Origin of the sequence: Candidatus Mycobacterium wuenschmannii (assembly GCF_030252325.1) — a bacterium.
In the GTDB taxonomy this organism is placed as follows: domain Bacteria; phylum Actinomycetota; class Actinomycetes; order Mycobacteriales; family Mycobacteriaceae; genus Mycobacterium; species Mycobacterium wuenschmannii.
In genome coordinates this window covers 4,329,404-4,354,870 of the sequence record NZ_CP126981.1, presented here as the reverse complement: position 1 = coordinate 4,354,870, position 25,467 = coordinate 4,329,404, and the positions used below count along the sequence as shown (strand labels likewise).

Here is a 25,467-nt window from a genome sequence, read left to right as displayed (position 1 = left end):
TGTCACTCTCGCAATCGGCGTCAGAAGTTGATCATGTGCCCGGTCAGGCCGTGGAAGCATTCCTGTAGGGCCTCCGACATGGTCGGGTGCGTGTGGACATTGCGCGCCAACTCGTTCGCGGTCAGGTCCCATTTCTGGGCGAGCGTCAACTCCGGCAGCAGTTCCGCGACGTCGTGGCCGACGAGGTGGCCGCCGAGCAGCTCGAGGTGCTTGGCGTCCGCGACGAGCTTCACGAAGCCGCTGGGGTCGCCCACGCCGTGCGCCTTGCCGTTGGCCGTGAACGGGAACTTCGAGACGACGACGTCGTAGCCCTCGTCGCGGGCCTGCTGCTCGGTGAGCCCGAAGCTCGCCACGTTCGGCTGGCAGAACGTGGCTCGTGGCTGCATGCGGATGTCGCCGAGCGCCATAGTCTCTGCACCGGCGATGGTTTCGGCCGCCACCACAGCCTGCGCCTCGGCGACGTGGGCCAGCGCCAGCAGACCGTTGACGTCGCCGATCGCGTAGACGTGGTCGACGTTGGTGCGCAGGTAGTCGGTGACGCCGATGGCCTTGCGGTCGGTCAGCGCCACGCCGACCTTGTCGAGGCCGAAGCCGTCGACATTGGGCGCAAAGCCGATAGCCTGCAACACCTTTGCGGCCTTGAGTTCCTCAGTCTTGCCGTCCTTGCTGACGGTCACGGTCACCACGGAGCCGTCGTCGTTGATCGACTCGACCTTGGTTCCGGTGAGGATCTTGACGCCGAGCTTCTTGTACTGCTTCTCGATCTCCTTGGAGACGTCGACGTCCTCGTTGGGCAGCGCGCGCGGCAGGAACTCGACGATGGTGACGTCGACGCCGTAATTCTTGAGCACGTAGGCGAATTCGATACCGATGGCCCCGGCGCCGGCGATGATGATCGACTCGGGCAGCTCGCGGGTCAGGATCAGTTCCTCGTAGGTGACGACGTTCTTCGACAGCGAGGTGCCCGGGACCAGTCGGGTGCTGCTTCCGGTCGCGATGATGACGTTGTCGAAGGTGACCGTCTCGGTGCCACCCTCGTTCAGGTCGACCGTCAGGGTGTGGGCGTCGGCGAACTTGCCGTAACCGTGGATCTCGGTGATCTTGTTCTTCTTCATCAAGAAGTGCACGCCGGCCACTCGGCCGTCGGCCACCTTGCGGCTGCGATCGAACGCGGCGCCGTAGTCGAAGGTCACCTCGCCGCTGATGCCGAAGACTTTGGCTTCCTTGTTGAAGATGTGCGCCAACTCGGCGTTGCGCAGCAGTGCCTTGGACGGGATGCAGCCGACGTTGAGGCAGACTCCGCCCCAGTACTTCGGCTCAACGATCGCGGTATTCAGCCCCAGCTGTGCGGCGCGGATGGCCGCCACGTATCCGCCGGGCCCGGCTCCGAGGACGACAACGTCATAGTGGGTCACGGCAACCACCTTAGTGTCTGCCCCCGGACAGAACTCGGGGTCGTGATTTCGGCGCGGTCGCGACCGTCACTTCCGTTTCAAGCCGCCGCTCAGTACGGCAGCACGCCCGCCACGCAGTGCCGTTGGCTGTGCTCGCAGTAGAACTTGCCGTAGACCGGCGCCGCGCCGACCACCGAGGCGAACACCGCCGAGAGCATCGCGATCGCCAGCGCCGAGACCAGCGGCCGCTCGGCCACCATCGCCAGGATCAGCCCGACGACGCTGGTCACCACGACGTAAGCCAGTACGGCGAACACCACCGTGGTCTTGTGCTTGGACGGATCGTGGCTCCACCAATAGAACAGGCCCGCGCCGACCGCGCCGGCCGGAACCCAGACCGCGAGCAGGATCAGGATGAACTTCCACCACTTGAGGTAGAGGTACGGCCCGGTCGACGCGATCGCCGGAATCGCTTCGGAGGGTGGCGCTTCGGCCTCGGTGTAGGCGGTCGGCAGCACACCGCTGGGCGGTTCGTCGGTGGGAGCCTCCGCACGGGAGTTCCACCACCTGCGGCGACGAACCGGCTCCTCGGGCTCGATGAACGCGGGTTCGGCTCTGGGCTGCATACCCGTGTCGAAGGTCGGCTTGTACGGCTCGGTCAGCGGCATCGATTCGGTTTCTACGCGCTCGTGGTCAGCCACGCGTCACCACCTCGACCAGGGCGAGTACGCCGAAGTACCCCGGGGCCACCGCGACGATGAACGCGCCCAGCGCGGTCAGCCACCGGCGCCGGGCCATCAGGATCACCAGCAGCCCGACGGCGCTGGGAAAGCCGACGACGAGCGCAATCGCCAGGTCGGGGCGCATCCGGGTGTGTTCGACGGTCAGCGCGGCGGTGCCGCCGAGCAGGCCCGCCGCGACACCGAGCAGCATCGCGCTGGTCAAGAGCCAGGGCCGCGGCAGCGGGATCACGCTTTCAAAGATACTGCCGCGACGGCCCGCTACGGCTTTACCGGCGCGGCGCGCCCCGCGGGTACCGGGCAGGCGTCGACGGCGGCCGCGACGACCGGCGCGCGGTCGGCGAATCGTTCGCCGCGCTCGTAGTCGGCGCCCGTGATCAGCGCCGCCGCGGCCAGCTCGGCGTTCTCGGCGTCGGTGAAGGCCCGTCCGCGGGACAGGAATCGCTTACCCTCGGGCGCCTCCAGGCTGAACCCGCCACCCCGTCCGGGCACCACGTCGATGACGAGCTGGGTGTGCTTCCAGGCCTGGAACTGCGGTCCGGAGATCCACACCGGCACCCCGTCGGCGCCGACGTCGAGCACGCCGAGCAGCACGTCGCGGTCGCCGACGATGAAGTCACCGTCCGGGTAACACATCGGCGACGACCCGTCGCAGCAGCCGCCGGACTGATGAAACATCAACGGACCGTGCTGTTCTCGCAACTGGTCGAGCAGCGCCGCCGCATCGGCGGTGACGACTACCCGGGGTGTCATGCGCCGCTCCTCCTCATCGCGCTTCGCGCTCTGCATCGTCGCCAGCGGGCGGTCAGCATCAGAAGAACCCTTGCGCCTTCTGGGAATACGACACCAGCAGGTTCTTGGTCTGCTGGTAGTGCCCGAGCATCATCTGGTGGTTTTCCCGGCCGAACCCGGATTGCTTGTATCCGCCGAACGCGGCGTGCGCCGGGTACATGTGATAGCAGTTCACCCACACCCGGCCGGCCTGGATGTCGCGACCGGCGCGGTAGGCGGTGTTGCCGTCGCGGCTCCAGACCCCCGCCCCCAGCCCGTAGAGGGTGTCGTTGGCGATCGCGATGGCGTCGTCGTAGTCCTTGAACGACGCAACCGAGAGCACCGGGCCGAAGATCTCCTCCTGGAAGATCCGCATCTTGTTGTTGCCCGCGAAGATGGTGGGCTGCACGTAGTAGCCGCCGGACAGGTCGCCGCCCAACTCGGCGCGCTCGCCGCCGGTGATCACCGTCGCGCCTTCGTCCTTGCCAATCTCGATGTAGGACAACACCTTTTCCAGCTGGTCGTTGGAGGCCTGCGAGCCGACCATCGTCTCGGTGTCCAGCGGATCGCCTTGGCGCACCGCCTTGGTGCGGATCGCCGCGAGTTCGAGGAACTCGTCGTAGATGTCGGCCTGCACCAGGCTGCGCGACGGGCAGGTGCACACCTCGCCCTGGTTGAGCGCGAACATGGTGAACCCCTCCAGTGCCTTGTCCTGGAAGTCGTCGTGTGCGGCCATTACGTCGTTGAAGAAGATGTTGGGGCTCTTGCCGCCGAGCTCGAGGGTGACTGGGATCAGGTTCTGGCTGGCGTACTGCATGATCAGCCGCCCGGTGGTGGTCTCACCGGTGAAGGAGACCTTGGCGATGCGGTCGCTCGACGCCAGCGGCTTGCCGGTCTCGGCTCCGAAGCCGTTGACGACGTTGACCACCCCGGCGGGCAGCAGGTCGCCGATCAGTGACATCAGGTAGAGCACCGAGGCCGGTGTCTGCTCGGCGGGTTTGAGTACCACGGTGTTGCCCGCCGCCAGCGCCGGCGCCAGCTTCCAGGTGGCCATCAGGATCGGGAAGTTCCACGGGATGATCTGGCCGACCACGCCGAGCGGCTCGTGAAAGTGATAGGCGACCGTGTCGTCGTCGATCTGCGATAGCGAGCCCTCCTGGGCGCGGATCGCGCTGGCGAAATACCGGAAATGATCGACGGCCAACGGGATGTCGGCGGCCAGCGGCTCACGGATCGGTTTGCCGTTGTCCCAACTCTCGGCGAGCGCCAGCGACTCCTTGTTCGCCTCGATCCGATCGGCGATCTTGTTCAGAATCGCCGCCCGCTCGGCGGGTGGGGTCTTGCCCCATTTCGGTGCGGCGGCGTGGGCGGCGTCGAGCGCCTTCTCGACGTCATCGGCGTCCGAGCGCGCCACCTCACAGAACGGCTGGCCGATCACCGGCGTCAGGTTCTCGAAGTACTTGCCTTTCGAGGGCTTGACCCACTCGCCGCCGATGAAGTTGTCGTACCGTGACTCGAAAGACATCAGGGCCCCGGTGGAGCCCGGTCGTGCGAAAGTCGTCATCTTCGCTGCTCCTCGTCGTTCGACGGTGTTACACAGCTCACAGTACCGTCGCGGTAAGAATGGAAGTCATGGCGAGCGCGGCGGACCCCTACTTGTGGCTCGAGGATGTTCTCGGCGAGGAGCAACTCAACTGGGTGCGGTGCCGCAACGATCCGACGGTCGCCCAGTTCGCCGGTGAGGAATTCGAGCGGATGCGCACCGAGGCGCTCGAAGTGCTCGACACCGATGCCCGCATCCCGTACGTGCGGCGTCGCGGCGACTACCTGTACAACTTCTGGCGCGACGCTGCGAACCCGCGGGGCCTGTGGCGACGCACCACCTTGGACAGCTACCGCAGCGATGCCACCGACTGGGACGTGCTGCTGGACGTGGACGCGCTGGCCCAAGCCGACGACGAGAACTGGGTCTGGTCAGGCGGCATCGTCATCGAACCCGAATTCACCCGCGCCCTGGTCAACCTGTCCCGGGGTGGCGCCGACGCCGTCGTGATACGCGAATTCGACCTGGAGACACGCAAATTCGTCGACGGCGGGTTCGAGCTGCCGGAGGCCAAGACGCAAATCGGCTGGGAGGACCCGGACACCGTGCTGGTCGGCACGGACTTCGGGCCCGACTCGCTGACCGACTCCGGCTATCCGCGCGTGGTGAAGCGCTGGCGTCGCGGCACCCCGATCGAGGACGCGGAGCTGGTCTTCGAAGGCGCCTCGACCGATGTCAGCGTCGGCGGATCCCGGGATAGGACACCGGGTTTCGAGCGCACCTTCGTCGCACGCTCGACCGACTTCTGGAACAGCGAACGCTACGAGCTGCGCGGCCCGGAGCTGATCCACATCGACATCCCATCCGACGCGAGCAGCGTCTCCATTCACCGCGAGTGGCTGTTGATCGAACCGCGCACCGACTGGACGTTCGGCACCACCACCTACCCGGCAGGTTCGCTGTTGGCGGCCAACTACGACGAATTCCTCGGCGGCGGCCGTGAATTGGCCGTCGTCTTCGAACCCGACGAGCACACCTGCCTGCACCAGTACGCCTGGACCCGCGACCGGCTGCTACTCGTCACCCTGGCCGACGTGGCCAGCCGGGTCGAGATCGTCACCCCGCTCTCGTGGGAACGGGCGCCGCTGGAGGGCATTCCGCCGGCCACCGAGAGCGTGATCGTCGCCGCCGACGACACCGGCGACGAGTTCTTCGTGGATTCCAGCGGATTCGACAGCCCGTCGCATCTGTTGCGCGGCACCGGCACCGGCCCGCTCGAACAGGTCAAGTCCGCGCCCGGGTTCTTCGACGCCGAAAACCTGTCGATCGCACAGTATTTCGCGACGTCTGAAGACGGAACAGCGATCCCGTACTTCGTCGTCCGGCCCGGCGATGCCACCGGCCCGGGCCCCACCCTGCTCTACGGCTACGGCGGATTCGAGAACTCCAACACCCCCGGCTACAGCCCGGTGATGGGTCGGCTGTGGCTGTCCCGCGGCGGCACCTACGTGCTGGCCAACATCCGCGGCGGCGGCGAGTACGGCCCGCGCTGGCATACCCAGGCGATGCGGGAGGGCCGCCACCTGGTGGCCGAGGACTTCGCCGCGGTCGCAACCGATCTGGTGGAGCGCGGCATCACCACGGTGCCCCAGCTCGGCGCGCAGGGCGGCAGCAACGGCGGCCTGTTGATGGGCATCATGCTGACGAAGCACCCCGAGCTGTTCGGCGCGCTGGTATGCCAGGTTCCGCTGCTCGATATGCGCCGCTTCCATCTGCTGCTGGCAGGTGCGTCGTGGGTGGCCGAATACGGCAACCCAGACGATCCCGACGACTGGAAGTTCATCGCCGAATACTCGCCTTACCAGAACATTTCGGTGGATGCAGACTATCCGCCGGTGCTGATGACCACGTCCACCCGCGACGACCGGGTGCATCCCGGGCATGCCCGCAAGATGACCGCCGCACTGGAGGCCGCGGGCCACCGGGTCTGGTACTACGAGAACATCGAGGGCGGCCACGCCGGGGCGGCCGACAACGCGCAGAGCGCCTTCAAGACCGCGCTGGCCTTTGCGTTTCTGTGGCGGATGCTGGGTACAGAGAGGTCGAACTCATGAAGGTGTGGTGTGGTGCAATGCGCGTGCCGTACATGCTGTGTGCAACGTTGACTGCGGCGGCGTTGTTGGCCGCGCCGGGGTGCTCGAAGGTGGTCACCGGAACGGTGGCGAAGGACACCAAGACGCCCGCGTCGAAACCGAATGGATGCGAGCAGGTTTCGGCCCCGTTGACGGACATCGACACCCGCGCGGCGGGCGAGCCCCAGCTGAAGATTCCCCAGCCAGAGGGCTGGGAGCGCGCGAAGATGCTCGACTCCGACGTCATCCGGTTCACGATGCGCAATAAGGATTTGGTCGCCAACAGCTTCATGCCGACCGCAGTGGTGACCCTCGAAACGGTGCCGGACGGTGCCTCCGACATCAAGGGAATCTTCGAGCAGGAGCGCTCCGCGCTGGTCGATAAGCTCGGCGCCAGCGACCTGCAGACGTCGGAGACGACCCGCTGCGGTCGCGAGGCCGAACTGGTCGACTACGACGCCCCCAACATGGGCAACATTCCACCGCGCCGGATCAAGACGCTGATGGTGGCCGGCGACTTCCACGGCACCACCTACGTCGTCACGGTGACGGTGCAGTCCACCGAACCGGACAACGCCACCTACGTGCGTGACACGGCGACCGTGCTGACCGGCTTCCAATTCCTTCCGCCCGCGGCGGGTTAGCGGATTCAGTCGACCTTTGTCAGTTGCGCACTGATAGTCGGCGATCCGTCACACGTGTGTGTCCAGATGAGGCTCACGGAATCCAACGAGTGCGTGCATGACACGCCGGTCGGCGCCGTGCCGGTTCCCGTCCATGTATTGCCCTGCAAGTGCAGTTCGAACTCCGCCCCTTTCGCCCCTAGCCGGGTGCAGTCCGGGCCGCAGGGCGTAAACGTCAGATTGACAGGAGAACCCGCACGCCCAATCGGCTGGGCGGTGTAATTTCCACTGAGAGGATCCGCCGCCGCCGGAATGGCAAGCGCAATGGCCGTCGCCGCAACGGCAGCACAAGCAGCGAATCCGCGAGCATGCATCAGCATTCGATTTCCTCCTCGCGCCGCCGCGAGCGTCGCGGATAGGCGATTGGACGCAGTATCCCAACGGCGGTTGAGAGTCAAGCGATTTCGCGGTTATTCAAAGAACTCTACTGACGAGCGTTAACGGGAAGCGCAGCGCGGACTTTCACAACCGGTGTCTACCAGCCGCGCAACCGATGCACCGACCGGAAGAGCGTTCACGCGTTGTGCGCCGACATCACGATCATCAGCCGGACGCCGTAGGCAACGGCGCTGAATCCGAACAGGAGCGCGGTCAGCATCAACCAGCGGCCGAGGAAGGGCTCCTGGGTCAGCCCAGTGTCTTCCCCGAACAGCGTCGCGCCCTGACGAATGATGCCGGGGAAGAAGATGAGGAACAACAGGCCCGACCCGAGTGCCGGGACACGCAGGTAGTTGAGCACGGGGACTGCTGGCCGGTGGCGCGGGCTGCGCCGAGTCGCCGAGGATCGCAGCGCTCGGTCGAGCAAGGCGTAGACCGGGAACATCACCAGATCGTGCAGCACGAAGGCGGCGACGAACCAGACGACCATCGAGTGCCACCACGCACCTTCCGGCTTCCACAACGTGGACGATCCGGCGACGACAACGACGTAGCCCAGCAGCGCAAATCCGGCCATCATGAGCAGTAGATGCAACGGGTGGGATCCATAGACCGCACGAAACTTCTCAGTTCGCTTCAAAGTCAATGGATTTCACCCACTTGGTGTTATGCACGCCGTTGATCGCTGGGACGATGATCCGCGCCGGGTAGCCGTGATCGAGGGACAGGTCTGCGCCGTTGACCCGCAGGGCAAGCAGTGCGTCGGGGTGGGTCACCTGGTGGTGTTCCAGAGTCGCATGGTTGAACTTGCCCTTCTTGCCCAACGAGTCGACGGCGGCGGACCGTGGCGACGGCACACCGGCCAGCCTGGCCAGGTCTGCCAACCGGACGCCGCTCCACGCCTGGACCGTGGACCAACCCTGGACGCAGGCGATGGGTAGCCGCGCGCTGTGTTGCGGCATCGCGGCGAGCATCTCCCGCTTCAGCACCACGGCCGCCGGCCCGCCGCGCAGCGTCAGCCGCCAACTGGGCCCGGTCGCAGCGGGATCGAGACCTACACCCTTGGCCGTCTTGTTGATGCGAAAGTCATTGGGGCCCTTACCCGTCGTATCCCCGGTGGGAAGCAGCAGCGGAAGGTGTCGCGCGACGCCGCCGATCGTCTGGCCTACGGTGACCAACGCGGTCAGCAGCACACCGCCGCCGACCAGACCGAGGGCGCCGCGCCGGCTCATGGTCGCCGGTGCCGGATCCTCGGCGACCAGTCCGTGCGGCCCTTGGGGTTCAGGTCGAGTGTCAGCGGTGTTGGTGCGCAACACTTCTCGCATCGATCGAGACCGAAGCCCCTCGACCATGCGCGGTATCTTCAGCGTGATGTGAATAACGAAACCGGCGATGAACACCCACGTGCCGTAATAGTGCGCGGGAAAGAAACTGAAGCCGTAGAGATAGTCGTATTGGATGTAGAGCAGGCCGGTGACCATCTCGAACAGGATGCCGCCGACCAGCATCGCGATCGACAACCGCTCCAACACCTGGGCGATAGATCGAGCCGGCGGCCAGGCGAAGAGCTTCGGGATCACCGACCACAGCTTGGCCAGCACGACCGGAATCAGCACCAGCCCCAGCCCGACGTGCAGGCCCTGAGTCAATCGGTACAGCCAGACCGGGTGCGTCGGCCAGTCGAAGGTCGGTAACTTCAGCCACCCCACATCGGCGGGCACCGAAGTGCCGAATTGCGGGGCGTAGACGATGTAGGACACCAACCCGGTCACGATCACGATCGGCAGCGCAACCAGCAGCACGGAACCGAAAACGGATGTCAGCCACAGGCCACGGAGCGGACTGCGGAAGCGCTGCAGGCGACCGAATCCCGGCGGACGACGGCGCTCGATCGTCCGCCACAACCGCGCGGGAAACCCGTAGTCCTCGCGGGCGGTCGGTTCATCGTCCGTCATCGCTGCTGGATACCCGGGCCGACCAGCGGCAAACGCCCCTTGACCGCTGCGTGGTGAACGAGTTCGCTCTAGCCATGCCGACAAGCGATTTCGAGACGCTGCTGTACTCCACTGCCGGGCCGGTCGCGACCATCACCCTGAACCGTCCCGACCAGCTCAACACCATCGTTCCGCCGATGCCCGACGAGATCGAGGCCGCGGTCGGCCTGGCCGAGCGGGATCCGGCGGTCAAGGTGATCGTCTTGCGCGGCGCGGGCCGGGCATTCTCCGGCGGCTACAACTTCGGCGACGGCTTCCAACAGTGGGGCGAGGCGATGAACACCGACGGCAAGTGGGATCCCGGCAAGGACTTCGCGATGGTCAGCGCCCGCGAAACCGGTCCCACGCAGAAGTTCATGGCGATCTGGCGCGCATCGAAGCCGGTGATCGCGCAGGTGCACGGCTGGTGTGTCGGTGGCGCAAGCGATTACGCGCTGTGCGCCGACATCGTGATCGCCAGCGAGGACGCCGTGATCGGCACGCCGTACAGCCGGATGTGGGGCGCGTACCTCACCGGCATGTGGCTGTATCGACTGAGCCTCGCCAAGGTCAAGTGGCACTCACTGACCGGCCGGCCCCTGTCCGGTGTGCAGGCCGCCGAGGTGGAACTGATCAACGAGGCGGTCCCCTTCGAGCGGCTGGAGGCCCGCGTCGCCGAGATCGCCGCCGAACTGGCTCGAATTCCGTTGTCGCAGTTGCAAGCTCAGAAACTGATCGTCAACCAGGCGTACGAGAACATGGGGCTGTCGTCCACCCAGACGCTGGGCGGTATTCTCGACGGACTGATGCGTAACACCCCGGAAGCGCTCGGCTTCATCCAGACGGCCGCCAACGACGGGGTGCGCGCCGCCGTCGAGCAGCGCGACGGCCCGTTCGGCGATTACAGCCAGGCCCCACCGGAACTGCGACCCGACCCGTCGCACATCATCACGCCCTAGCGCCTTACAGTCGCGCCGGTTCACACTGTGGCCGGCGGTCGACCATTGGCAGGAATGGCAGCGCGGCGAGCGGGAACAGCCCGCACACCGCGAAGACCACCGGGTAGCCGGCCGCGGTGATGAAGGCGCCGAACACCGGCGGCGCGATCGCGACCACCAACCGCTCGACGGTGTTCTGGGTGCCCAGTGCGCGTCCGCTCCAGTATCGTCCCGCTATCTCTGGGACGGTGGTGAACGGCAAACCGTTGTCGCCGGTGATGGCCAGCGCAACAACCATGGCTCCCAATGCGATTGGCGACTTGATCTGATCGGTGACCGCCAGCACGAACAGGACCAGCGCGGTCACCACGCAGATCTTGCGCAGCGGGCGCATCCGCGAACCGATTCGATCGGCCCACCGCCCCGCCGCCGTGCGGGCCAGCGCTCCCAATAGTTGCGAGAACCCCATCAATGCGCCGGCCCACGCGATCGAGAAGCCGTGATCGCGTGTCGCCCACACCAGCATGAAGGTCAGCACCACCGGCTGCGGAAGCATCAGCAACGCCGAGGCCAAGTGAATCCGCCACAGTGCGCCGGTCTCCCGGTACGGGTTGGCCAGCTCCGTGCGGTCCGCCTCGGCCCGCGGCGGGCGCGCCGGATCCCGCACGCCCACAAGGGCTCCCACCGCCGAGACCGCGCACGCCACCGCGGGGAAGATCAGTGCCGCCGAGAAGTCGTGCTTCGCGAGCGCGGGCAGCACCACCGCGCCCACTCCGATCCCCAGGGGCTGCGCGGTCTGCCGGATACCCATCGCCAGCGCTCGCTGGTGCGGGGGAAACCATCCCGTCACCAATCGGCCGCTCGCGGTGATGGTGCTCGCGGCGGCCATCCCGCCGAGGAACAGGAATACCCCCATCAGCACCATGGAGTGCGCGTGCGCCGCGGCCCAGGATGCACCCGCCGTCAGCGCCAAACCCGTTGCCAGCACAAAGCGTTCACCGATGACGTCCAGCAGATAGCCCCAGCCGATCAACGTGACCATTGTGCCGAAGTTCGGCATCGAGGCCAGTAGCCCGGCGGAGGCAAGGCCGATACCGCGCTGCGCGTTCATCGCCGGGATCAAGAACGCTATCGCATTGATGAACACATTGGCCGACAGTGTCGCGATCAGCGAAATCGCCAGCATTGACCAACGTTTGGTGGCTGTCATCGCTGGGCGCCGCCCAGCACAACGCCGGCTTTGCCCAGCAGTATCTGATCGACGCCCATGCGGCCATGCGCAAACGCAAGCCGTCCACCCGCCAGGTACAGACGCCAGACCCGGGCGCCTTCCTCCCCTATGAGCCTTAACACTGCGTCCCAATGCTTTTCGAAATTGTCGATCCACGCGTCGACGGTATGGACGTAGTGCGCACCCATTGCCTCAACCGATATCGTGGACAGGCCGGCGTCCTCGAGGAATCCGATGGTCTCGCCAAGGGGCCGCATGTGCATGTCGGGAGCGATGAACGCCTCGATGAACGGACCGCCACCCGGGTGCCTGCCACGTCGCGACATCTGCTGGATCAGCACCCGACCATCCGGCCGAACACTGTCGTGCAGGATTCCGGCGAACGTCGAATAATGCTGTTGTCCAACGTGTTCGCCCATCTCAATCGATGCGGCGGCATCAAACGGGCCGTCGGTGACAGTGCGATAGTCCTGGACACGGATCTCCACTCGATCGCCGAGCCCGCGCTCTGCAAGTGCGGCGTCGATGTAGTCCTTCTGCTCATCGGACAGAGTGATACCCAAGACCTGCGCGTCGTAATACTCGGCGGCATGCAAGCTCAGCGAGCCCCATCCGCATCCGACATCGAGCAGCCACATGTCAGGCCGCTCGTCGAGGCGGAGCTTCCGGCATATGCGATCCAATTTGTCGCGTTGAGCCTGTGCCAGAGTGGGATTCGTGTGGGAAGGCTCCCAATACCCGCATGAGTAAGCCATCGTCGGATCGAGTATCAGCCGGTAGAACTCGTTCGACAAGTCGTAGTGGTGACTGATAGCCGCCTTGTCGCGAGACGGACTGTGCAGCCGACCACGGAGCCTGGCCTGACTGGCGGGCGGTTTCAACGGCGCGCCGAAAGCTCCGAGGCGCGCCGCGACAGCCGTCAATCGCACAAGCATCGTCGCAGAGGGCCTGACCGGTCGCAGGCGCTGCTCGGCGATCTGCGTCCATACGTGGTCGAGCGCGGTCACCAGGTCGCCGTCGACGTCGAGATCGCCGCATACGTACGCTTGCGCGGCGCCGAGTTCGCCTGGGCACCAGAGGATTCGGCGGAGCGCCGCTGCGCTGTACAACCACACGACCGGTGCGGCAGGGTGCCCAGCAACGCTGCCGTCCCAGGCGATCAACCGGACCGGCAACTCGCCGCCGATCAGTGGCTCGATGGCCGCCGCCAGCACTGGCGCAACGCCGGTGGTCGCGCTCAGTGCTGCGGCGTCGCCGGCTGCTGTCACTGGCCGGGTGGCATCAACACCGTGTCGATCATGTACACCGTCGCGTTGGCGGTCGGCACGCCACCGCACACCAGTCCGGCGTTGTTGACCCTCAGGCCATTACCGTTGCCGGTCACGTTCACCGCGCCACCCTGCACGCTGTTGTGTGAGCCATCGACCTGCGCCGGGCTCAGCTGACCGGGGACCACGTGGTAGGTCAGGATGCTCTTCAGCATGTTGGAGTCGGTCTTCAGCTTGTCGATGGTGGCGGGCGGCAACTTGTTGAAGGCGTCATCGGTCGGCGCGAAGACCGTGTACTGGCCGTTGTTGAGGGTGTCGACCAGGTTCACGTCCGGGTTGAGCTTGCCGGAAACCGCCGAGGTGAGGGTGGTCAGCATGGGGTTGTTCGAGGCTGCCACGGCGACAGGGTCCTGCGACATCCCGGATACCGAGGCCGGGCCGTCGGGGTGGGCGGCGGCATAGCCCGCGCAGCCCGAGCCAATCAGGTCCGGTGCGGCCGCAGCGGGCGCACATGTCGCGAGGGCAACGCCAACCGCAGCGGCTGCTGCGAGACCGGTTGCGGAAATCGTTTTGCTGTTCTTTGTCATGGTCTGTGATTCGGAGCCGGGCGTGTCACGGACGGGGCTGCGGCGCGCATCAGCCGTAGGTGAAGGAAAATACCTGCAGGCCTTTGCTGGCATGCACCTCGACCGATCCAGGCGCCACGTCCTTGTCCGCGACGATCTGGTGCGACGTTGGCGGCCCACTGACCGGTGTCGTTGTCGTCTTACCGGCGCGCGTGACGGTGATGCTGCCGGTCCCGCCGACGACTATGTAGACGTTCTTCGCGTGGTAGTTCAGCTTGATGCTCGACGAATCGTCATTGGCCGTCGCACCCTGGTAATCCAGCGCCCACGGGCCCTGGAGCGCGAAAGAATTATTCGGCAGCGCAGGCGGATACGCGAAGGTCGCCTGGCCCTGGTCGTACACACCGATTCCGGCGTAATTGGAAACCTTGCCCACCCCGAAATAAGTTTCGCGCGTCAGATCGAGCGCCGGGGTGGTGTCGGGAGCATCGACCGGCGCCGGCAGCGCAACTCCCGGATGCGCCGCGGTGAGCAACTCACGGATCGCGTTCTCGGTGCCGTTGTAGTCACCCTCACCAAATTTCACATGGCGCACAACGCCATTGGCGTCGATCACGTATTCGGCCGGCCAGTACCGGTTTCGGTAGTTCGTCCACGTCGAAAAGCCGTTGTCCTGTGCCACCGGGTAGGTGATGCCCAAGTCGGCGGCGCCCTTTTTCACGTTGTCGGTGACCTTCTCGAAGGCGTACTCGGGAGTATGGACGCCGATGACCTCGAAACCCTTGTCGCGGTATGCCTTGTACCAGCCCTCGACGTGCGGGATCGCACGCTGGCAGTTGATGCACGAGTATGCCCAGAAGTCGATCAGCACCACCTTGCCGCGCAGCGCATGCACATCGATCGGTTGGTCGCCGGGGGTGTTGAACCATCCGGTGATGCCCTTGAGATCGGGCGCCGGACCGCAATTCTCCAGCCGCTCGGAGCCGTCGTGGCAATTCGACAAGCCCTTGTTCTGGTCGTTGACTATGCCGCCGAGATTGAGCGCCCGCTGCACCTTTTCCTGCCCGCCGAGCTTGTTCTCCAACGAGCTCGTGTAGTCGGGAATGGCACGCTGCAAAGTTGCGGGCAGGTTGAAGACCAGCGCTACCGCCAGCAGCAGCGTGACAATGCCCGCCACCACCCTGATCTGGCGCTGGCGCCGACGAAAAGCATTGACCCGTTGGGCGACTCGCTGACCCGCCAGGGCGAAGAACAGCAGCGGCACCGCGGTACCCAAGGCAAACGCCACGGTCAGGATGACAACGGGCAGACCGATGTTCGCGGTCGCCCCCGCCACCACGATCGCCGCGAGCACCGGACCCGCGCAGGGCACGTAGAGCACCCCCAACGCCAGGCCAAGACCGAATCCGCTTGCCTTGGTGGCGAATTGCTTCTGCGGAATGCGGGCGAACGGCCGCTCCAACAGTTGCTCAAAGCTCGGGAAGATCAGGCCGAGGCCGATCGCCACCAGTGCCGCCAACGCCACCCACCGAATGACGCCCTGCGGCAGATGCAGCAGCGAGAGCAATGCCGAACCGACCAGCGTGACCAGGCTGAAACTCAACACCAGTCCGCCAATCACCCGATAAGGCCGTCCGACTTCACGTTTCGTCGCGACCGCAACCGCGCCGTCGTCGACGCTCTGCGAGGCGGGCGTGCCCGAGAAGAAGATCACCGGCAGCACTGGGAGGATGCACGGCGAGATGCCGGTGATGAGACCGCCGACCAACCCAATCAACGCGAGGGACAACATAATTACCATTCGCTACCACATGCCGGTTGGATCGCTGGTCAGTCCCCCAAAAAAACGGTGAGGCAGCCCGGCGAACCGGGCTGCCTCACCTCGCGACGACCTCCGACCGCTACTGACTGGGGGGCACCAGCACAGTGTCGATCATGTACACCGTCGCGTTAGCGGTGTGCACCCCTCCGCACACCAATCCCGCGTCGTTCACCTTGAGGTCGTTGCCTTGGCCGACCACGTTCACCTCGGCACCCTGCAGCGTCTTGTGCATACCGTCGACCTTCGCCGGGCTCGCCTGGTCCTGAACCACGTGGTAGGTCAGGATGCTCTTCAGCTTGTCCGCGTTGGTCTTCAGCTCCTCCAGAGTCGCCTGCGGCAGCTTGGCGAACGCGTCGTTGGTCGGCGCGAACACCGTGTACTGGCCGTTGTTGAGCGTGTCGACCAGGTTCACCTGCGGGTTCAACTTGCCCGAGAGCGCCGATGTCAGGGTCGACAGCAGCGGGTTGTTCGAGGCTGCCGTCGCAACCGGGTCTTGCGCCATGCCGGCCACGGACGCCGGGCCGTCCGGGTGGGCCGCGGCGTAGCCGGCGCAGCCGGAACCGATCAGGTCGCTGGCCGGGGCCGCGGAAGGACCCGTCATCGCCGGAGCCGCGGAACTACTCGGCGGCTGCGCGCTGGTCGATTGAGCCGAATCCGACTTGTTGCTGGAACACGCCGAGAAACCCACCATTGCCACCGCTGCAAGCCCCGCCGCGATCGTCTTGCTCTGAACGTCCTTCATGCGCTTTGGCTCCTTTGTCAAAGTTCGCAGCGACGTTCCCGTCGCCGTCTAAAGGTTCGAACATCAGGCATTCGGAGCCACCCGTCGCATGGACGGCTGTGAGACGTCGATCACCCTCATCCGTTGGGTTATTCGCTCCGAATACCAAGCGTGCTCGAGAAAAGGGGACGGTCGGTCGCGGTCATCGGCAGCGGGGTTGCCGGTTTGACCGCCGCCTATGCGTTGTCCGCACGCGACCGCGTCACCCTCTACGAAGCCGATACCCGACTCGGCGGGCATGCACACACCCACATCGTCGACCGCGGTGACGGCTCCTCGGTCGCCATTGACTCGGCGTTCTTGGTGCACAACAACCGCACCTACCCGACGTTGTGCCGGCTGTTCAATGACCTCGGCGTGGCGACCCAGGACTCCGACATGTCGATGTCGGTGCGATCCGACAAGAACAGCCTCGAATACGCTGGGGCACTGGGGATTAGAGGACTGTTCGCTAGTCCGCGATCCGCCGATCCGCGTTACCTGTGGATGCTTGCGGAGATCGTGCGCTTTCATCGCGCCGCTCGTCGTCTGCTGCGGGAAGGTGACGACGGAAACCTGGAGTCGCTGCAGATTTTCCTTCGGCGACAGCGGTTCTCGCGATTCTTCATCGAGCATTTCATCACTCCCCTGGTGGCCGCGGTGTGGTCGTGCGCCAGCGACGACGCCTTGCACTACCCCGCGCGCTATCTGTTCGTCTTCCTCGAGCACCACGGCATGCTCTCGGTCTTTGGGTCGCCGACCTGGCGCACCGTCTCCGGAGGCTCGGCACAGTACGTGGACGCCATCGCGGCGCGGTTGCACGAGGTCCGCCTCGGGAGTCCGGTGCACGCGCTGCTCCGGCGTCCCGACGGCGTCCGGCTGATCGCCGGCGAGGACGCTGCTCGCGATTTCGACGCCGCCGTAGTGGCTGTGCACCCTGACCAAGCGCTACGACTTCTCAACGACTCATCGCCGCACGAACGATCGATACTCGGGGCAATCCAGTACTCCCACAACGATGCTCAGTTGCATACCGACGAGTCGTTGTTGCCTCGCCATCGCGGCGCCCGGGCGTCGTGGAACTACCTCATCGGGTCCGACACCGATCAGGTGCTGGTCACCTACGACGTCAGCAGGCTGATGCGGATCGATGCCGACCGTAGGTTTCTGGTCACACTCGGCGGCCGGGATCGCGTCGATCCCAGGACGGTGCTGGCGGAGATGGCCTACAGCCACCCGCTGTACACCGCGAACTCCGTTGCCGCGCAACGCTTACTGCCCACGCTTGATGATGATCGTGTGGCGTTCGCCGGCGCCCACCACGGCTGGGGATTTCATGAGGACGGCGCCGCGTCCGGGCTGCGCGCTGCTCAGCGCCTGGGCGCCGGCTGGCCCTTGCGCTCCATACCGACGGAGGTGATGGCAAGTTGACCGCGGCCATCTACCGCACCACGGTCACCCATGACCGGCAGACACCGGTGCGTCACTCTTTCGAGTACCGCGGTTACAGCTGGTACATCGACCTCGATGAGCTGCCCACGCTGCCATGGTGGCTACGCCCGTTCGCAAGATTCGACGCCCGCGACCACTTCGCCGGCGGTTCCGGGACCTCGCTGCGAGAGCGTGTGACCGCCTATCTGGCCGACCACGACATCGTGCTACCCGGCGGCCGGATCACCGCGCTGCTGCAGGCGAGGGTGCTCGGCTATGTGTTCAACCCGATCAGCGTCTTCTGGTGCCACGACAGCGACGGAGAGCTACACCGGGTGATCGTCGAGGTGCACAACACCTATGGCGAGCGGCACGCCTATCTGCTGCCGCCGGCCAGCACCCCCGTGGTGGTCGACAAGAGGCTGTACGTGTCCCCGTTCAACCCGGTTTCCGGGCATTACCAGGTGCGGGCACCACGACCCGGCCAACAAGTGGAGGTTGTTGTGTCGCTGCACGGTGACGAGCAGCCGGCCTTCGTCGCGACCCTGCGGGGTTCCCGGCGGCCGGCGACCGTGAGCCACGTGGCGCGGATGCAGATCCTGGCGCCGTTGGCGCCCCTGATGGTCGCGCTGCGCATTCGCATTCAGGGGATCGCGCTGTGGCTGCGTCGCCTGCCGGTCATTGCGCGCACACCGATTGTCGACGAAACCCGCCGTCCGACAATTGATCCGGAGCGCTGGCCGGCCGTGGCGAAGGTTCCCAGCGGGCCGGCTTCCGCGGCGACGGGGGCAATCGCCGACCGGCTGCTGCGCCGTGTTGCGGATCGCCTTCCGCTGCGTCTGTCCTACCCGGACGGGTCTGTGATCGGCGTCGGCGACGCCGCATCGCCGATGCTGAACATTCACCAGCCCGATCGACTGGCCCGTCGAGTCGGACGGCACGGCCTGATCGGCTTCGGCGAGTCCTACATGGCCGGCGAGTGGAGTTCCACCGAGCTCACCGCGGCGCTGACCGTATTGGCCGGCAACATGGACACCCTGGTTCCCCGAGGACTGCAGTGGCTGCGCCCCATCGTTACTGCGTCGCAACCACATTCGGCGCAACGGAGTCGGCGGCAGTCCCGCCAGGCAGTCGCGGCGCATTACGACCTGTCCAACGACTTGTTCGGTGAGTTTCTCGACGAGACCATGTCGTACTCGAGTGCGCAGTTCTCCAGCTTGCCGGCGGCCTGGCCGGATCTCGCCGACGCGCAGCGGCGCAAGATCGACACGCTGCTGGATGCCGCACAGGTGGGCCCCGGGACCGAGCTGCTGGAAATCGGCACCGGGTGGGGCGAGCTCTGCATCCGCGCGGCGGCTCGCGGCGCCAACGTCCGCTCTGTGACGCTCTCGCAGCGCCAGCAATGGCTTGCCCGACAACGAGTTTCCGCGGCCGGGCTGTCCGATCGTATCCAAATCGACCTACGCGACTATCGAGACGTCGGCGGAAACTACGACGCGGTGATCTCGGTCGAGATGATCGAGGCCATCGGATTTCATGCCTGGCCGAATTACTTCCGCACTCTCGAACAGCTGCTGACCCCCAACGGGCGGCTGGCAATCCAGGCCATCACCATGCCGCACAACCGGATGATGGCCAGCCGCAACACGCACACCTGGATTCAGAAGTACATCTTCCCCGGCGGCATGGTCCCGTCCGCCAAGGCGATCGCGGACATCGCCGACACCGAGACCCAGCTGCGCGCGGTCGATATGCTCTCGCTGCGCGAACACTACGCGGAAACGCTGCGGCTGTGGCGGGAGCGATTCATGGAGCGCCGGAAGACGCTGTCGCACATCGGTTTCGACGAGGTGTTCGCGCGCATGTGGGAGCTTTACCTGGCGCACGCGGAGGCGGGCTTCCGGTCGGGCTACCTGAACGTCTACCAGTGGACCTTCATCAGGGGGGCCGCGCCGTGATCGCCAACGCCGCCGTCGTCTCGGGCGCATCGCTCGCCGCGCTGCTGATCCTGCACTGCGTCACATTCAGCATCGGGCACCGTATCGGGCGCTACAACGTCGTCGACGTCGCGTGGGGACTCGGTTTCATCGTCGTCGCCCTCGTCGCGGCGGTTGCGGGCAGCGGCGATCCGCTCCGCCGGATTCTCGTGCTCACGCTGGTGACGATCTGGGCCGCGCGGCTCAGCTGGTTCATCTTTCGCAAGACCGCCGGTAAGGGCGAAGACCCGCGGTACGCCGACATGCTGCGAGATGCCTCGGTCGTCCAGGTGGTGCTCAAGGTCTTCGTCCTCCAGGCCGGCATGACCTGGTTCATCTCGCTGCCACTGCAACTGTCGGCGGTCTCCGGCCCGACACCGCGCCCCCTGCTCATCGTCACCCTGGCCGGTGTGCTGGTGTGGCTGGCGGGTCTGCTCTTCGAGGCCGTCGGCGACCACCAGTTGCACGCCTTCAAAGCCGACCCCGCGCACCGAGGGGTCGTGATGGACCGCGGCCTGTGGGCCTGGACGCGACACCCCAACTACTTCGGCGACGCGTGCGTCTGGTGGGGATTGTGGCTGATCACCGTTACCGGCTGGTGGCCGTTGGCCACGGTGCTCTCCCCAGCGCTGATGACGTACTTTCTGGTCTACGCCACCGGCGCCCGGCTCACCGAGAAGTACATGCGAGGCCGCCCCGGGTTCAGCGAATACCAGCAGCGGACATCCTTTTTCATTCCGCGCCCACCCCGATCGGCACGATCATGACGGCCGCCGTCGCAGAGCGGCTAGGCTACCGGTCGATGACCGGACCGTGGCCCAGCACCGACCTGGACTCATTGCTGCGCCAGGTGGCGCAGCACGACAGCGACGCGTTCGCGGCGCTGTACGACCGCACCCGTTCGCGCGTGTTCGGGCTGATCACCCGGGTGCTGCGCGACTCCGGCTACAGCGAGGAAACCACCCAGGAGGTCTACCTCGAGGTGTGGCGGACCGCGGACGCGTTCGACTCCGCAAAGGGTTCGGCGCTCTCATGGCTGATGACGATGGCACACCGGCGCGCCGTCGACCGGGTGCGCTCCGAGCAGTCCGCCGGCCAGCGAGAATCCCGCTACGGCGCGGCCACGGTGGAACGGCCCGGCGACCTCGTTGCCGACTCGGCGATCGCCGCCGACGAACGCCGTCGGGTGGCGGCCTGCCTGGACTCGCTGACCGACGTGCAGCGGCAGTGCATCGAGATGGCCTACTACGGCGGGTTGACGTACGCCGAGGTCTCACAGCGATTGTCGGCCAATCTTTCGACCATCAAATCGCGCATGCGCGACGCACTGCGCGGACTTCGTGGCTGCCTGGGGGTGTCATGAGCGAGCCGAACACATTCGACCTTCTGGAATTGGCGACGCCGTACGCACTGCACGCCATCTCCGACGGAGAGCGGGAGGCCATCGACCGACAACTCGCGGCGGCACCGACGCCGGTCGCCAACGCTTTCGGTGACGAGGTGCGCTCCGTTCAGGAGGCAATGGCCCTCGTGGCGTCGGCGACCGCCGCCGAGCCGCCCGAGCAACTGCGCGACGCGGTGCTGGCCGCCGTCGCGCACGAGACCTCTCGCCGGTCACGTTGGCGCACCGCGATACTGGCGGCAGCGGCCGCGATCGTGGTGGCTTTGGCGGCCTTCGGCGCGAGTATCGCGCTGCGGCCAACACACACACCCACCATGACCGAGCAGATCATGTCCGCCTCCGACGTACGGACGGTGACCGGTGATGTCGCCGGCGGACGGGCGACCGTGTCGATCTCGAAGCACATGAATGCCGCTGTGCTGGTGATGAATAACGTGCCACCACCACTGCAGGGCACCGTTTATCAAATGTGGCTGGTCGGCGATAAGGGCCCCGTCTCAGCGGGCACGATGAACGCTGCCGCCATCACGCCGACGATGACTCATACCTTCACCGATATACGCAATTCCAGCGTGCTAGCGTTCACCGTCGAACCTGGGGAGGGTTCACCGCAGCCCACCGGGACGATCTTTGCGAAGTTCCCGCTGACGTAACCACATACGCCACCGAGGGGGATTCGGCGTGACAAGCATCGAGACGGACTACCTGGTTGTCGGCGCGGGTGCAATGGGGATGGCCTTCACCGACACACTGGTGGCAGAGACCGACGCGCAGGTGGTGGTCGTCGACCGCGGTCACTCGCCGGGTGGTCACTGGAACAGCGCATACCCTTTCGTCCGCCTGCACCAGCCGTCGGCCTATTACGGCGTCAACTCCCGCGCGCTTGGCAGCGACAGCATCGACCAACTCGGTTGGAACGAGGGGCTTTACGAGTTGGCCACGGTGGGCGAGATCTGCGCCTATTTCGAGAAGGTGATGCACCAGGACCTGCTGCCGAGCGGTCGGGTGTCCTACTTCCCGATGTCGGAGTACCTGGGCGAGGGCCGGTTTCGCTCGCTGGCCGGTGGCGACCACACCGTCACCGTCCGCCGGCGGATCGTCGACGCGACCTACCTGCAGACCACGGTGCCGTCGATGCGTCCGCCGGTGTACCAGGTTGCGGACGGTGTCGACTGCGTGCCACCCAACGGCATGCCGGCCCACGCCCTCGGTCGGGATCGCTTCGTGGTCGTCGGCGCCGGCAAGACCGGTATCGACGCGTGTTTGTGGTTGCTGCGCAACGGTATTCCACCGGAGCGACTGACCTGGATCATGCCGCGTGATTCCTGGCTGATGGATCGCGCCAACATCCAGCCAGGCCCGCAATTCCTGGAACGATTCCAAGCCGGCTTCGCGCATCGACTGGTAGCCATCGAGGCCGCCACCGACGTGGCGGACCTGTTCGACCGCCTGGAGGACTGCGGCAACCTGCTGCGGCTGGATCCGTCGGTGCAGCCGACCATGTATCGCTGCGCGAACGTGACGACGACCGAACTCGAGCAGTTGCGCCGGATCGGCGACGTCGTGCGACTCGGCAGGGTGCAACGCATCGAACCGGGCAGGGTGATTCTGGACGGCGGCGAAGTCAGCGTCGACGGCTCGGCGCTGTTCGTCGACTGCAGCGCCGACGGACTGGAAAAGCGACTGCCGGTAACGGTTTTCGACGGCGATCGGATGACGTTGCAGAGCATCCGGGGTTGCCAGCAGGTGTTCAGCTCCGGGATGATCGCTCACGTCGAGGCCGCCTACGGCGACGACGAGACGCGAAACCGGCTGTGCCGGCCGGTACCGCACCCCAACACCGAGATCGACTGGCTGACCACGACATTGGCCGAGCAGCGGAACCAGGTCGACTGGTTCGAAGACGGCGCGCTGATGGGCTGGCTGTCCGAGGCGCGGCTGGACCTGATGCGGCACATGTACGCCCCGCTGATCGACCTGCCGCAGAAGAAGCGCGACAAGGTCTTCGGTTTGATCGCGACGGGCCTTCGTAAGGCCAACGACAAGCTGGAAACGCTACTGGCCGCGCATCTTTCAACCGCGCCGCAGGCTACCGAGGCCCGCCGCTAACACCCCGAGTAGCACCAGCCCACCACCGACGGCCAGCGTGATGTCCAGCCAGTCATGCAGGCTGCTCTCCGCCTGGCCGACCATGACGTCGGCGATGCCGCGGATGCCGCCGGTGGTGTTGTTCAGGGTGTCGTTGAGCGGGTAGCGCGCCAATTCGATCGCCGCCCATCCCCCGGCGCCGACCAGCAGCGCCGAGATCCCCAGAGCGGCCAGCGCCCGGCCCCGACTGCGTGCTGCGACCCACGTCAGCAACGCAAAGACGGCTGTCACCGCGACGGCGCCGATGGAGGCCCACAGCCCCCACGTGGCCAGTGGCCGCAACTCGCCCGGCCGCAACACCTTTGGCGTCGATACCGTCACCGGCACCCGGACCGTGTCGGGCACCTTGACGTTGTAGGTCGCCAGCAACTTGTCGAACGCGGTGTTCTTGAGCATGCCGGCAAGGTCCACCACCCACTGGTCACCCTCGGATTCGGTGTGGGCGCCGGTGAACATCCAGTCGTGCGCCAGTCGGTTGGCGTCGGCGAACTGCTGCGGGAAGTCCGGGCCGGCCGTATACCCCGCCGCGACGGCATGCGCCTCGGCCGAGTCGACGTGGTGCCCGCTCTGATTGATCAACACCGTTGCCTTGGTGGCGAGTTCCGCGGCGACCGCGCCCTGTAGCGCCTTGTCGCCCGCCGCAGTGCGGGCCATGGCGGTGTACCCGTTGACGTCGACGACATGCGTCTGCGTCCAAACCGTCGGCACCGCGACCGTCAGCGCCGCCGTAGCCAGCAGCCACAGCAGCGCCGTCAGCGCGAATCGCACTACTTGGCGACGCGACGCGGGCGCGACAACGCCATCTTGGTCATCATCTTGTTGACCCGCTTCAGCGCCTTGAACGAATTGTGGTAATAGTTCTGGCCCGCACCGACATTCGTGCGCGGCGTGACAACCGTCTCGACGCGGCAGAACTTGCGCAGCCCGTCGGCGCCACCGAAGCGCGCGCCGATGCCGGAGGTCTTCCAGCCACCCATCGGTGCCGTGGTGCACATCAGGTTGGTGATCACGTCGTTGATGTTGACCGCCCCGCAGTCGAGTTGCAGCGCAACCTCTTTGGCGCGGTCGAAGTCCTTGGAGAACACCGAGGCACTCAGGCCGTACTCGCTGTCGTTGGCCAACCGGATTGCCTCGGACACCGAATCGACCTTCATGATCGGCAGCGTCGGGCCGAAGGTCTCCTCGGTCATACAGGTCATCGAATGGTCGACGTCGACCAGCACGGTGGGCGGGTAGAAGCTGCCCGAGGTGGTGGTGCGCTGCCCGCCGGTCAGCGCCCGCGCTCCGGCCGCCAGTGCCTCGCGGACGTGCCGCTCGGTGACCGCCAACTGCTGCTCGTCGATCAGCGCTCCGAAGTCGTGCCCCTCGCCGGCGCCGACCTGCAGCGCCTTGACGTCGCGGACGACCGCCTCGACGAACTTGTCGTAGACCTGCTCGAGCACGTAGACCCGCTCCACCGAGACGCAGGTCTGGCCGGCGTTGAACATCGCGCCCCAGACCGCGGCGTGTGCGGCGAGGTCGACGTCGGCGTCCTCGAGCACGATCATCGGGTCTTTGCCGCCCAATTCGAGGCTGACCGGGGTGAGCCGGCGAGCGGCGCGCTCCATCACCTTGCTGCCGGTCGCGCACGACCCGGTGAACTGGATGTAGTCGGAATTGTCGATCACGGCCTCGGACACTGCGCGAGCGCCCTGCACCACCGCGAACACGTCGGGCGCGCCGGACTCCAACCAGCCGCGCCGTAGCACCTCGGCGGTCAGCGGCGTCCGCTCGGACGGCTTGAGCAGCACCGCGCAGCCCGCGGCGAGCGCCCCGATGCCGTCCATCAACGCGTTGGCCACCGGGTAGTTCCACGGCGCGATGATGCCGACGACGGGCCGCGGCCGGTAGTGGATGCTGACCTTCTTGATCGCCATGAGAGGCAGTGCGGCGGGCCGCTTTTCGGGTGCGAGCGCCTCGGCCATCGTCCTGATGTAGTACGACAGGATCATGATCAGCATCGGCACTTCCTGGGCCGCGTCGGTCGCCGACTTGCCGGTCTCCTTGATCAGCAGGTCTTCGATCTCGTCGCGGTGCTCGCCGAGCCATACCGCGTAGCGGGCCAGCACCTTCGCGCGCCCGTCGGGTCCGCGCCGCTCCCAGTCACGCTGCGTCGCGCGCAGCCCGGCGGCGATGGCCGGGATGCCGGTCGCGTCGGTCCATTGCACCTGGCCGGCGATGGCGCCGGTCGCGGGGTTGTGGATGGTGCCGGTGCCGGTGAAGTCAGACGCGGTCGCGGGAGGTGTGATCGTGGTCATAGCTGCCATCGTAG

23 protein-coding genes are annotated in these 25,467 nt (G+C 66.1%); 9 read left to right on the top strand and 14 right to left on the bottom strand.

All coding sequences use genetic code 11. The annotated features are described in order from the left end of the window. Positions 1-20: 20 nt before the first annotated feature. The 5 genes from lpdA to exaC all read right to left on the bottom strand — a co-directional run bounded on the left by lpdA (position 21) and on the right by exaC (position 4,469). Positions 21-1,415: a dihydrolipoyl dehydrogenase gene (gene lpdA / locus PT015_RS20950; RefSeq protein ID WP_285186970.1), complete on the bottom strand. Its 1,395-nt coding sequence runs from the start codon at positions 1,413-1,415 to the stop codon at positions 21-23. 89 nt (positions 1,416-1,504) lie between these two features. Continuing rightward, a complete protein-coding gene (locus PT015_RS20945; protein WP_285186968.1) occupies positions 1,505-2,095 on the bottom strand; it encodes a hypothetical protein in 591 nt (196 codons plus the stop codon). Beyond that, a complete protein-coding gene (locus PT015_RS20940) occupies positions 2,088-2,366 on the bottom strand; it encodes a putative holin (RefSeq protein WP_285186967.1) in 279 nt (92 codons plus the stop codon). Before PT015_RS20940 ends, PT015_RS20945 begins: the two co-directional genes overlap by 8 nt. 29 nt (positions 2,367-2,395) lie before the next feature. Beyond that, positions 2,396-2,887 (bottom strand): DUF779 domain-containing protein, encoded by a 492-nt coding sequence (locus PT015_RS20935; RefSeq protein ID WP_285186965.1) that lies wholly within the window; start codon positions 2,885-2,887, stop codon positions 2,396-2,398. A gap of 58 nt (positions 2,888-2,945) precedes the next feature. Beyond that, positions 2,946-4,469, bottom strand: coding sequence for an acetaldehyde dehydrogenase ExaC (gene exaC / locus PT015_RS20930; RefSeq protein WP_285186963.1), 1,524 nt, complete (start codon positions 4,467-4,469; stop codon positions 2,946-2,948). Positions 4,470-4,528: 59 nt separating this feature from the next. On the opposite strand from exaC, the gene PT015_RS20925 reads away from it, so the two are divergent. Continuing rightward, positions 4,529-6,562, top strand: a complete 2,034-nt coding sequence (locus PT015_RS20925; protein ID WP_285186962.1) for a prolyl oligopeptidase family serine peptidase — start codon at positions 4,529-4,531, stop codon at positions 6,560-6,562. 17 nt (positions 6,563-6,579) lie between these two features. Further along, positions 6,580-7,224: an LpqN/LpqT family lipoprotein gene (locus tag PT015_RS20920; RefSeq protein WP_285186961.1), complete on the top strand. Its 645-nt coding sequence runs from the start codon at positions 6,580-6,582 to the stop codon at positions 7,222-7,224. 553 nt (positions 7,225-7,777) lie between these two features. Here PT015_RS20920 and PT015_RS20915 read toward each other — a convergent pair. Together PT015_RS20915 and PT015_RS20910 are read right to left on the bottom strand one after the other, a co-directional pair. Then, the gene (locus PT015_RS20915; RefSeq protein WP_285186960.1) at positions 7,778-8,218 is read right to left on the bottom strand and encodes a hypothetical protein; all 441 of its coding nucleotides are present in this window, start codon (positions 8,216-8,218) and stop codon (positions 7,778-7,780) included. Positions 8,219-8,267: 49 nt separating this feature from the next. Continuing rightward, a complete protein-coding gene (locus PT015_RS20910; protein ID WP_285186959.1) occupies positions 8,268-9,596 on the bottom strand; it encodes a molybdopterin-dependent oxidoreductase in 1,329 nt (442 codons plus the stop codon). 74 nt (positions 9,597-9,670) lie between these two features. Between PT015_RS20910 and PT015_RS20905 the strand changes: the two genes are divergently transcribed. After that, positions 9,671-10,573, top strand: a complete 903-nt coding sequence (locus tag PT015_RS20905; protein ID WP_285186958.1) for a crotonase/enoyl-CoA hydratase family protein — start codon at positions 9,671-9,673, stop codon at positions 10,571-10,573. Positions 10,574-10,577: 4 nt separating this feature from the next. Here PT015_RS20905 and PT015_RS20900 read toward each other — a convergent pair whose 3' ends face one another. From PT015_RS20900 to PT015_RS20880, 5 genes are all read right to left on the bottom strand, one after another. Further along, entirely contained in the window at positions 10,578-11,762 is a 1,185-nt protein-coding gene (locus tag PT015_RS20900) for an MFS transporter (protein WP_285186957.1), read from the bottom strand. Beyond that, positions 11,759-13,051: a class I SAM-dependent methyltransferase gene (locus tag PT015_RS20895; RefSeq protein ID WP_390887879.1), complete on the bottom strand. Its 1,293-nt coding sequence runs from the start codon at positions 13,049-13,051 to the stop codon at positions 11,759-11,761. Before PT015_RS20895 ends, PT015_RS20900 begins: the two co-directional genes overlap by 4 nt. Next, positions 13,048-13,638: a fasciclin domain-containing protein gene (locus tag PT015_RS20890; RefSeq protein WP_285186955.1), complete on the bottom strand. Its 591-nt coding sequence runs from the start codon at positions 13,636-13,638 to the stop codon at positions 13,048-13,050. Before PT015_RS20890 ends, PT015_RS20895 begins: the two co-directional genes overlap by 4 nt. A 49-nt stretch (positions 13,639-13,687) precedes the next feature. Then, positions 13,688-15,409: a cytochrome c biogenesis protein DipZ gene (locus PT015_RS20885; RefSeq protein WP_285186954.1), complete on the bottom strand. Its 1,722-nt coding sequence runs from the start codon at positions 15,407-15,409 to the stop codon at positions 13,688-13,690. 109 nt (positions 15,410-15,518) lie between these two features. Beyond that, entirely contained in the window at positions 15,519-16,181 is a 663-nt protein-coding gene (locus PT015_RS20880) for a fasciclin domain-containing protein (RefSeq protein ID WP_285186953.1), read from the bottom strand. Positions 16,182-16,331: 150 nt separating this feature from the next. On the opposite strand from PT015_RS20880, the gene PT015_RS20875 reads away from it, so the two are divergent. From PT015_RS20875 to PT015_RS20845, 6 genes are read left to right on the top strand one after another with little or no spacing between them, the layout of a single operon-like run. Then, positions 16,332-17,630: an NAD(P)/FAD-dependent oxidoreductase gene (locus tag PT015_RS20875; RefSeq protein ID WP_285186951.1), complete on the top strand. Its 1,299-nt coding sequence runs from the start codon at positions 16,332-16,334 to the stop codon at positions 17,628-17,630. Continuing rightward, positions 17,627-19,588, top strand: coding sequence for a DUF1365 family protein (locus PT015_RS24770; protein WP_390887877.1), 1,962 nt, complete (start codon positions 17,627-17,629; stop codon positions 19,586-19,588). The genes PT015_RS20875 and PT015_RS24770 overlap by 4 nt, the downstream gene beginning before the upstream one ends. Continuing rightward, on the top strand, positions 19,588-20,373 hold the full coding sequence (locus tag PT015_RS20860) for a DUF1295 domain-containing protein (protein ID WP_390888044.1): 786 nt from the start codon (positions 19,588-19,590) through the stop codon (positions 20,371-20,373). Before PT015_RS24770 ends, PT015_RS20860 begins: the two co-directional genes overlap by 1 nt. A 35-nt stretch (positions 20,374-20,408) precedes the next feature. Beyond that, on the top strand, positions 20,409-20,969 hold the full coding sequence (locus PT015_RS20855) for a sigma-70 family RNA polymerase sigma factor (protein ID WP_285186947.1): 561 nt from the start codon (positions 20,409-20,411) through the stop codon (positions 20,967-20,969). Further along, entirely contained in the window at positions 20,966-21,661 is a 696-nt protein-coding gene (locus tag PT015_RS20850; RefSeq protein WP_285186946.1) for an anti-sigma factor, read from the top strand. The genes PT015_RS20855 and PT015_RS20850 overlap by 4 nt, the downstream gene beginning before the upstream one ends. A 28-nt stretch (positions 21,662-21,689) precedes the next feature. Next, entirely contained in the window at positions 21,690-23,117 is a 1,428-nt protein-coding gene (locus PT015_RS20845) for an NAD(P)-binding protein (RefSeq protein WP_285186945.1), read from the top strand. Here the strand turns inward: PT015_RS20845 and PT015_RS20840 are convergent. After that, positions 23,082-23,924 (bottom strand): hypothetical protein, encoded by an 843-nt coding sequence (locus tag PT015_RS20840; RefSeq protein WP_285186944.1) that lies wholly within the window; start codon positions 23,922-23,924, stop codon positions 23,082-23,084. The two genes, PT015_RS20845 and PT015_RS20840, sit on opposite strands and share 36 nt — an antisense overlap. Continuing rightward, positions 23,924-25,453 carry an aldehyde dehydrogenase family protein gene (locus tag PT015_RS20835; RefSeq protein WP_285186942.1) on the bottom strand — a complete coding sequence of 510 codons (1,530 nt, stop codon included), beginning with the start codon at positions 25,451-25,453 and terminating at the stop codon, positions 23,924-23,926. Before PT015_RS20835 ends, PT015_RS20840 begins: the two co-directional genes overlap by 1 nt. Positions 25,454-25,467 lie beyond the last annotated feature (14 nt).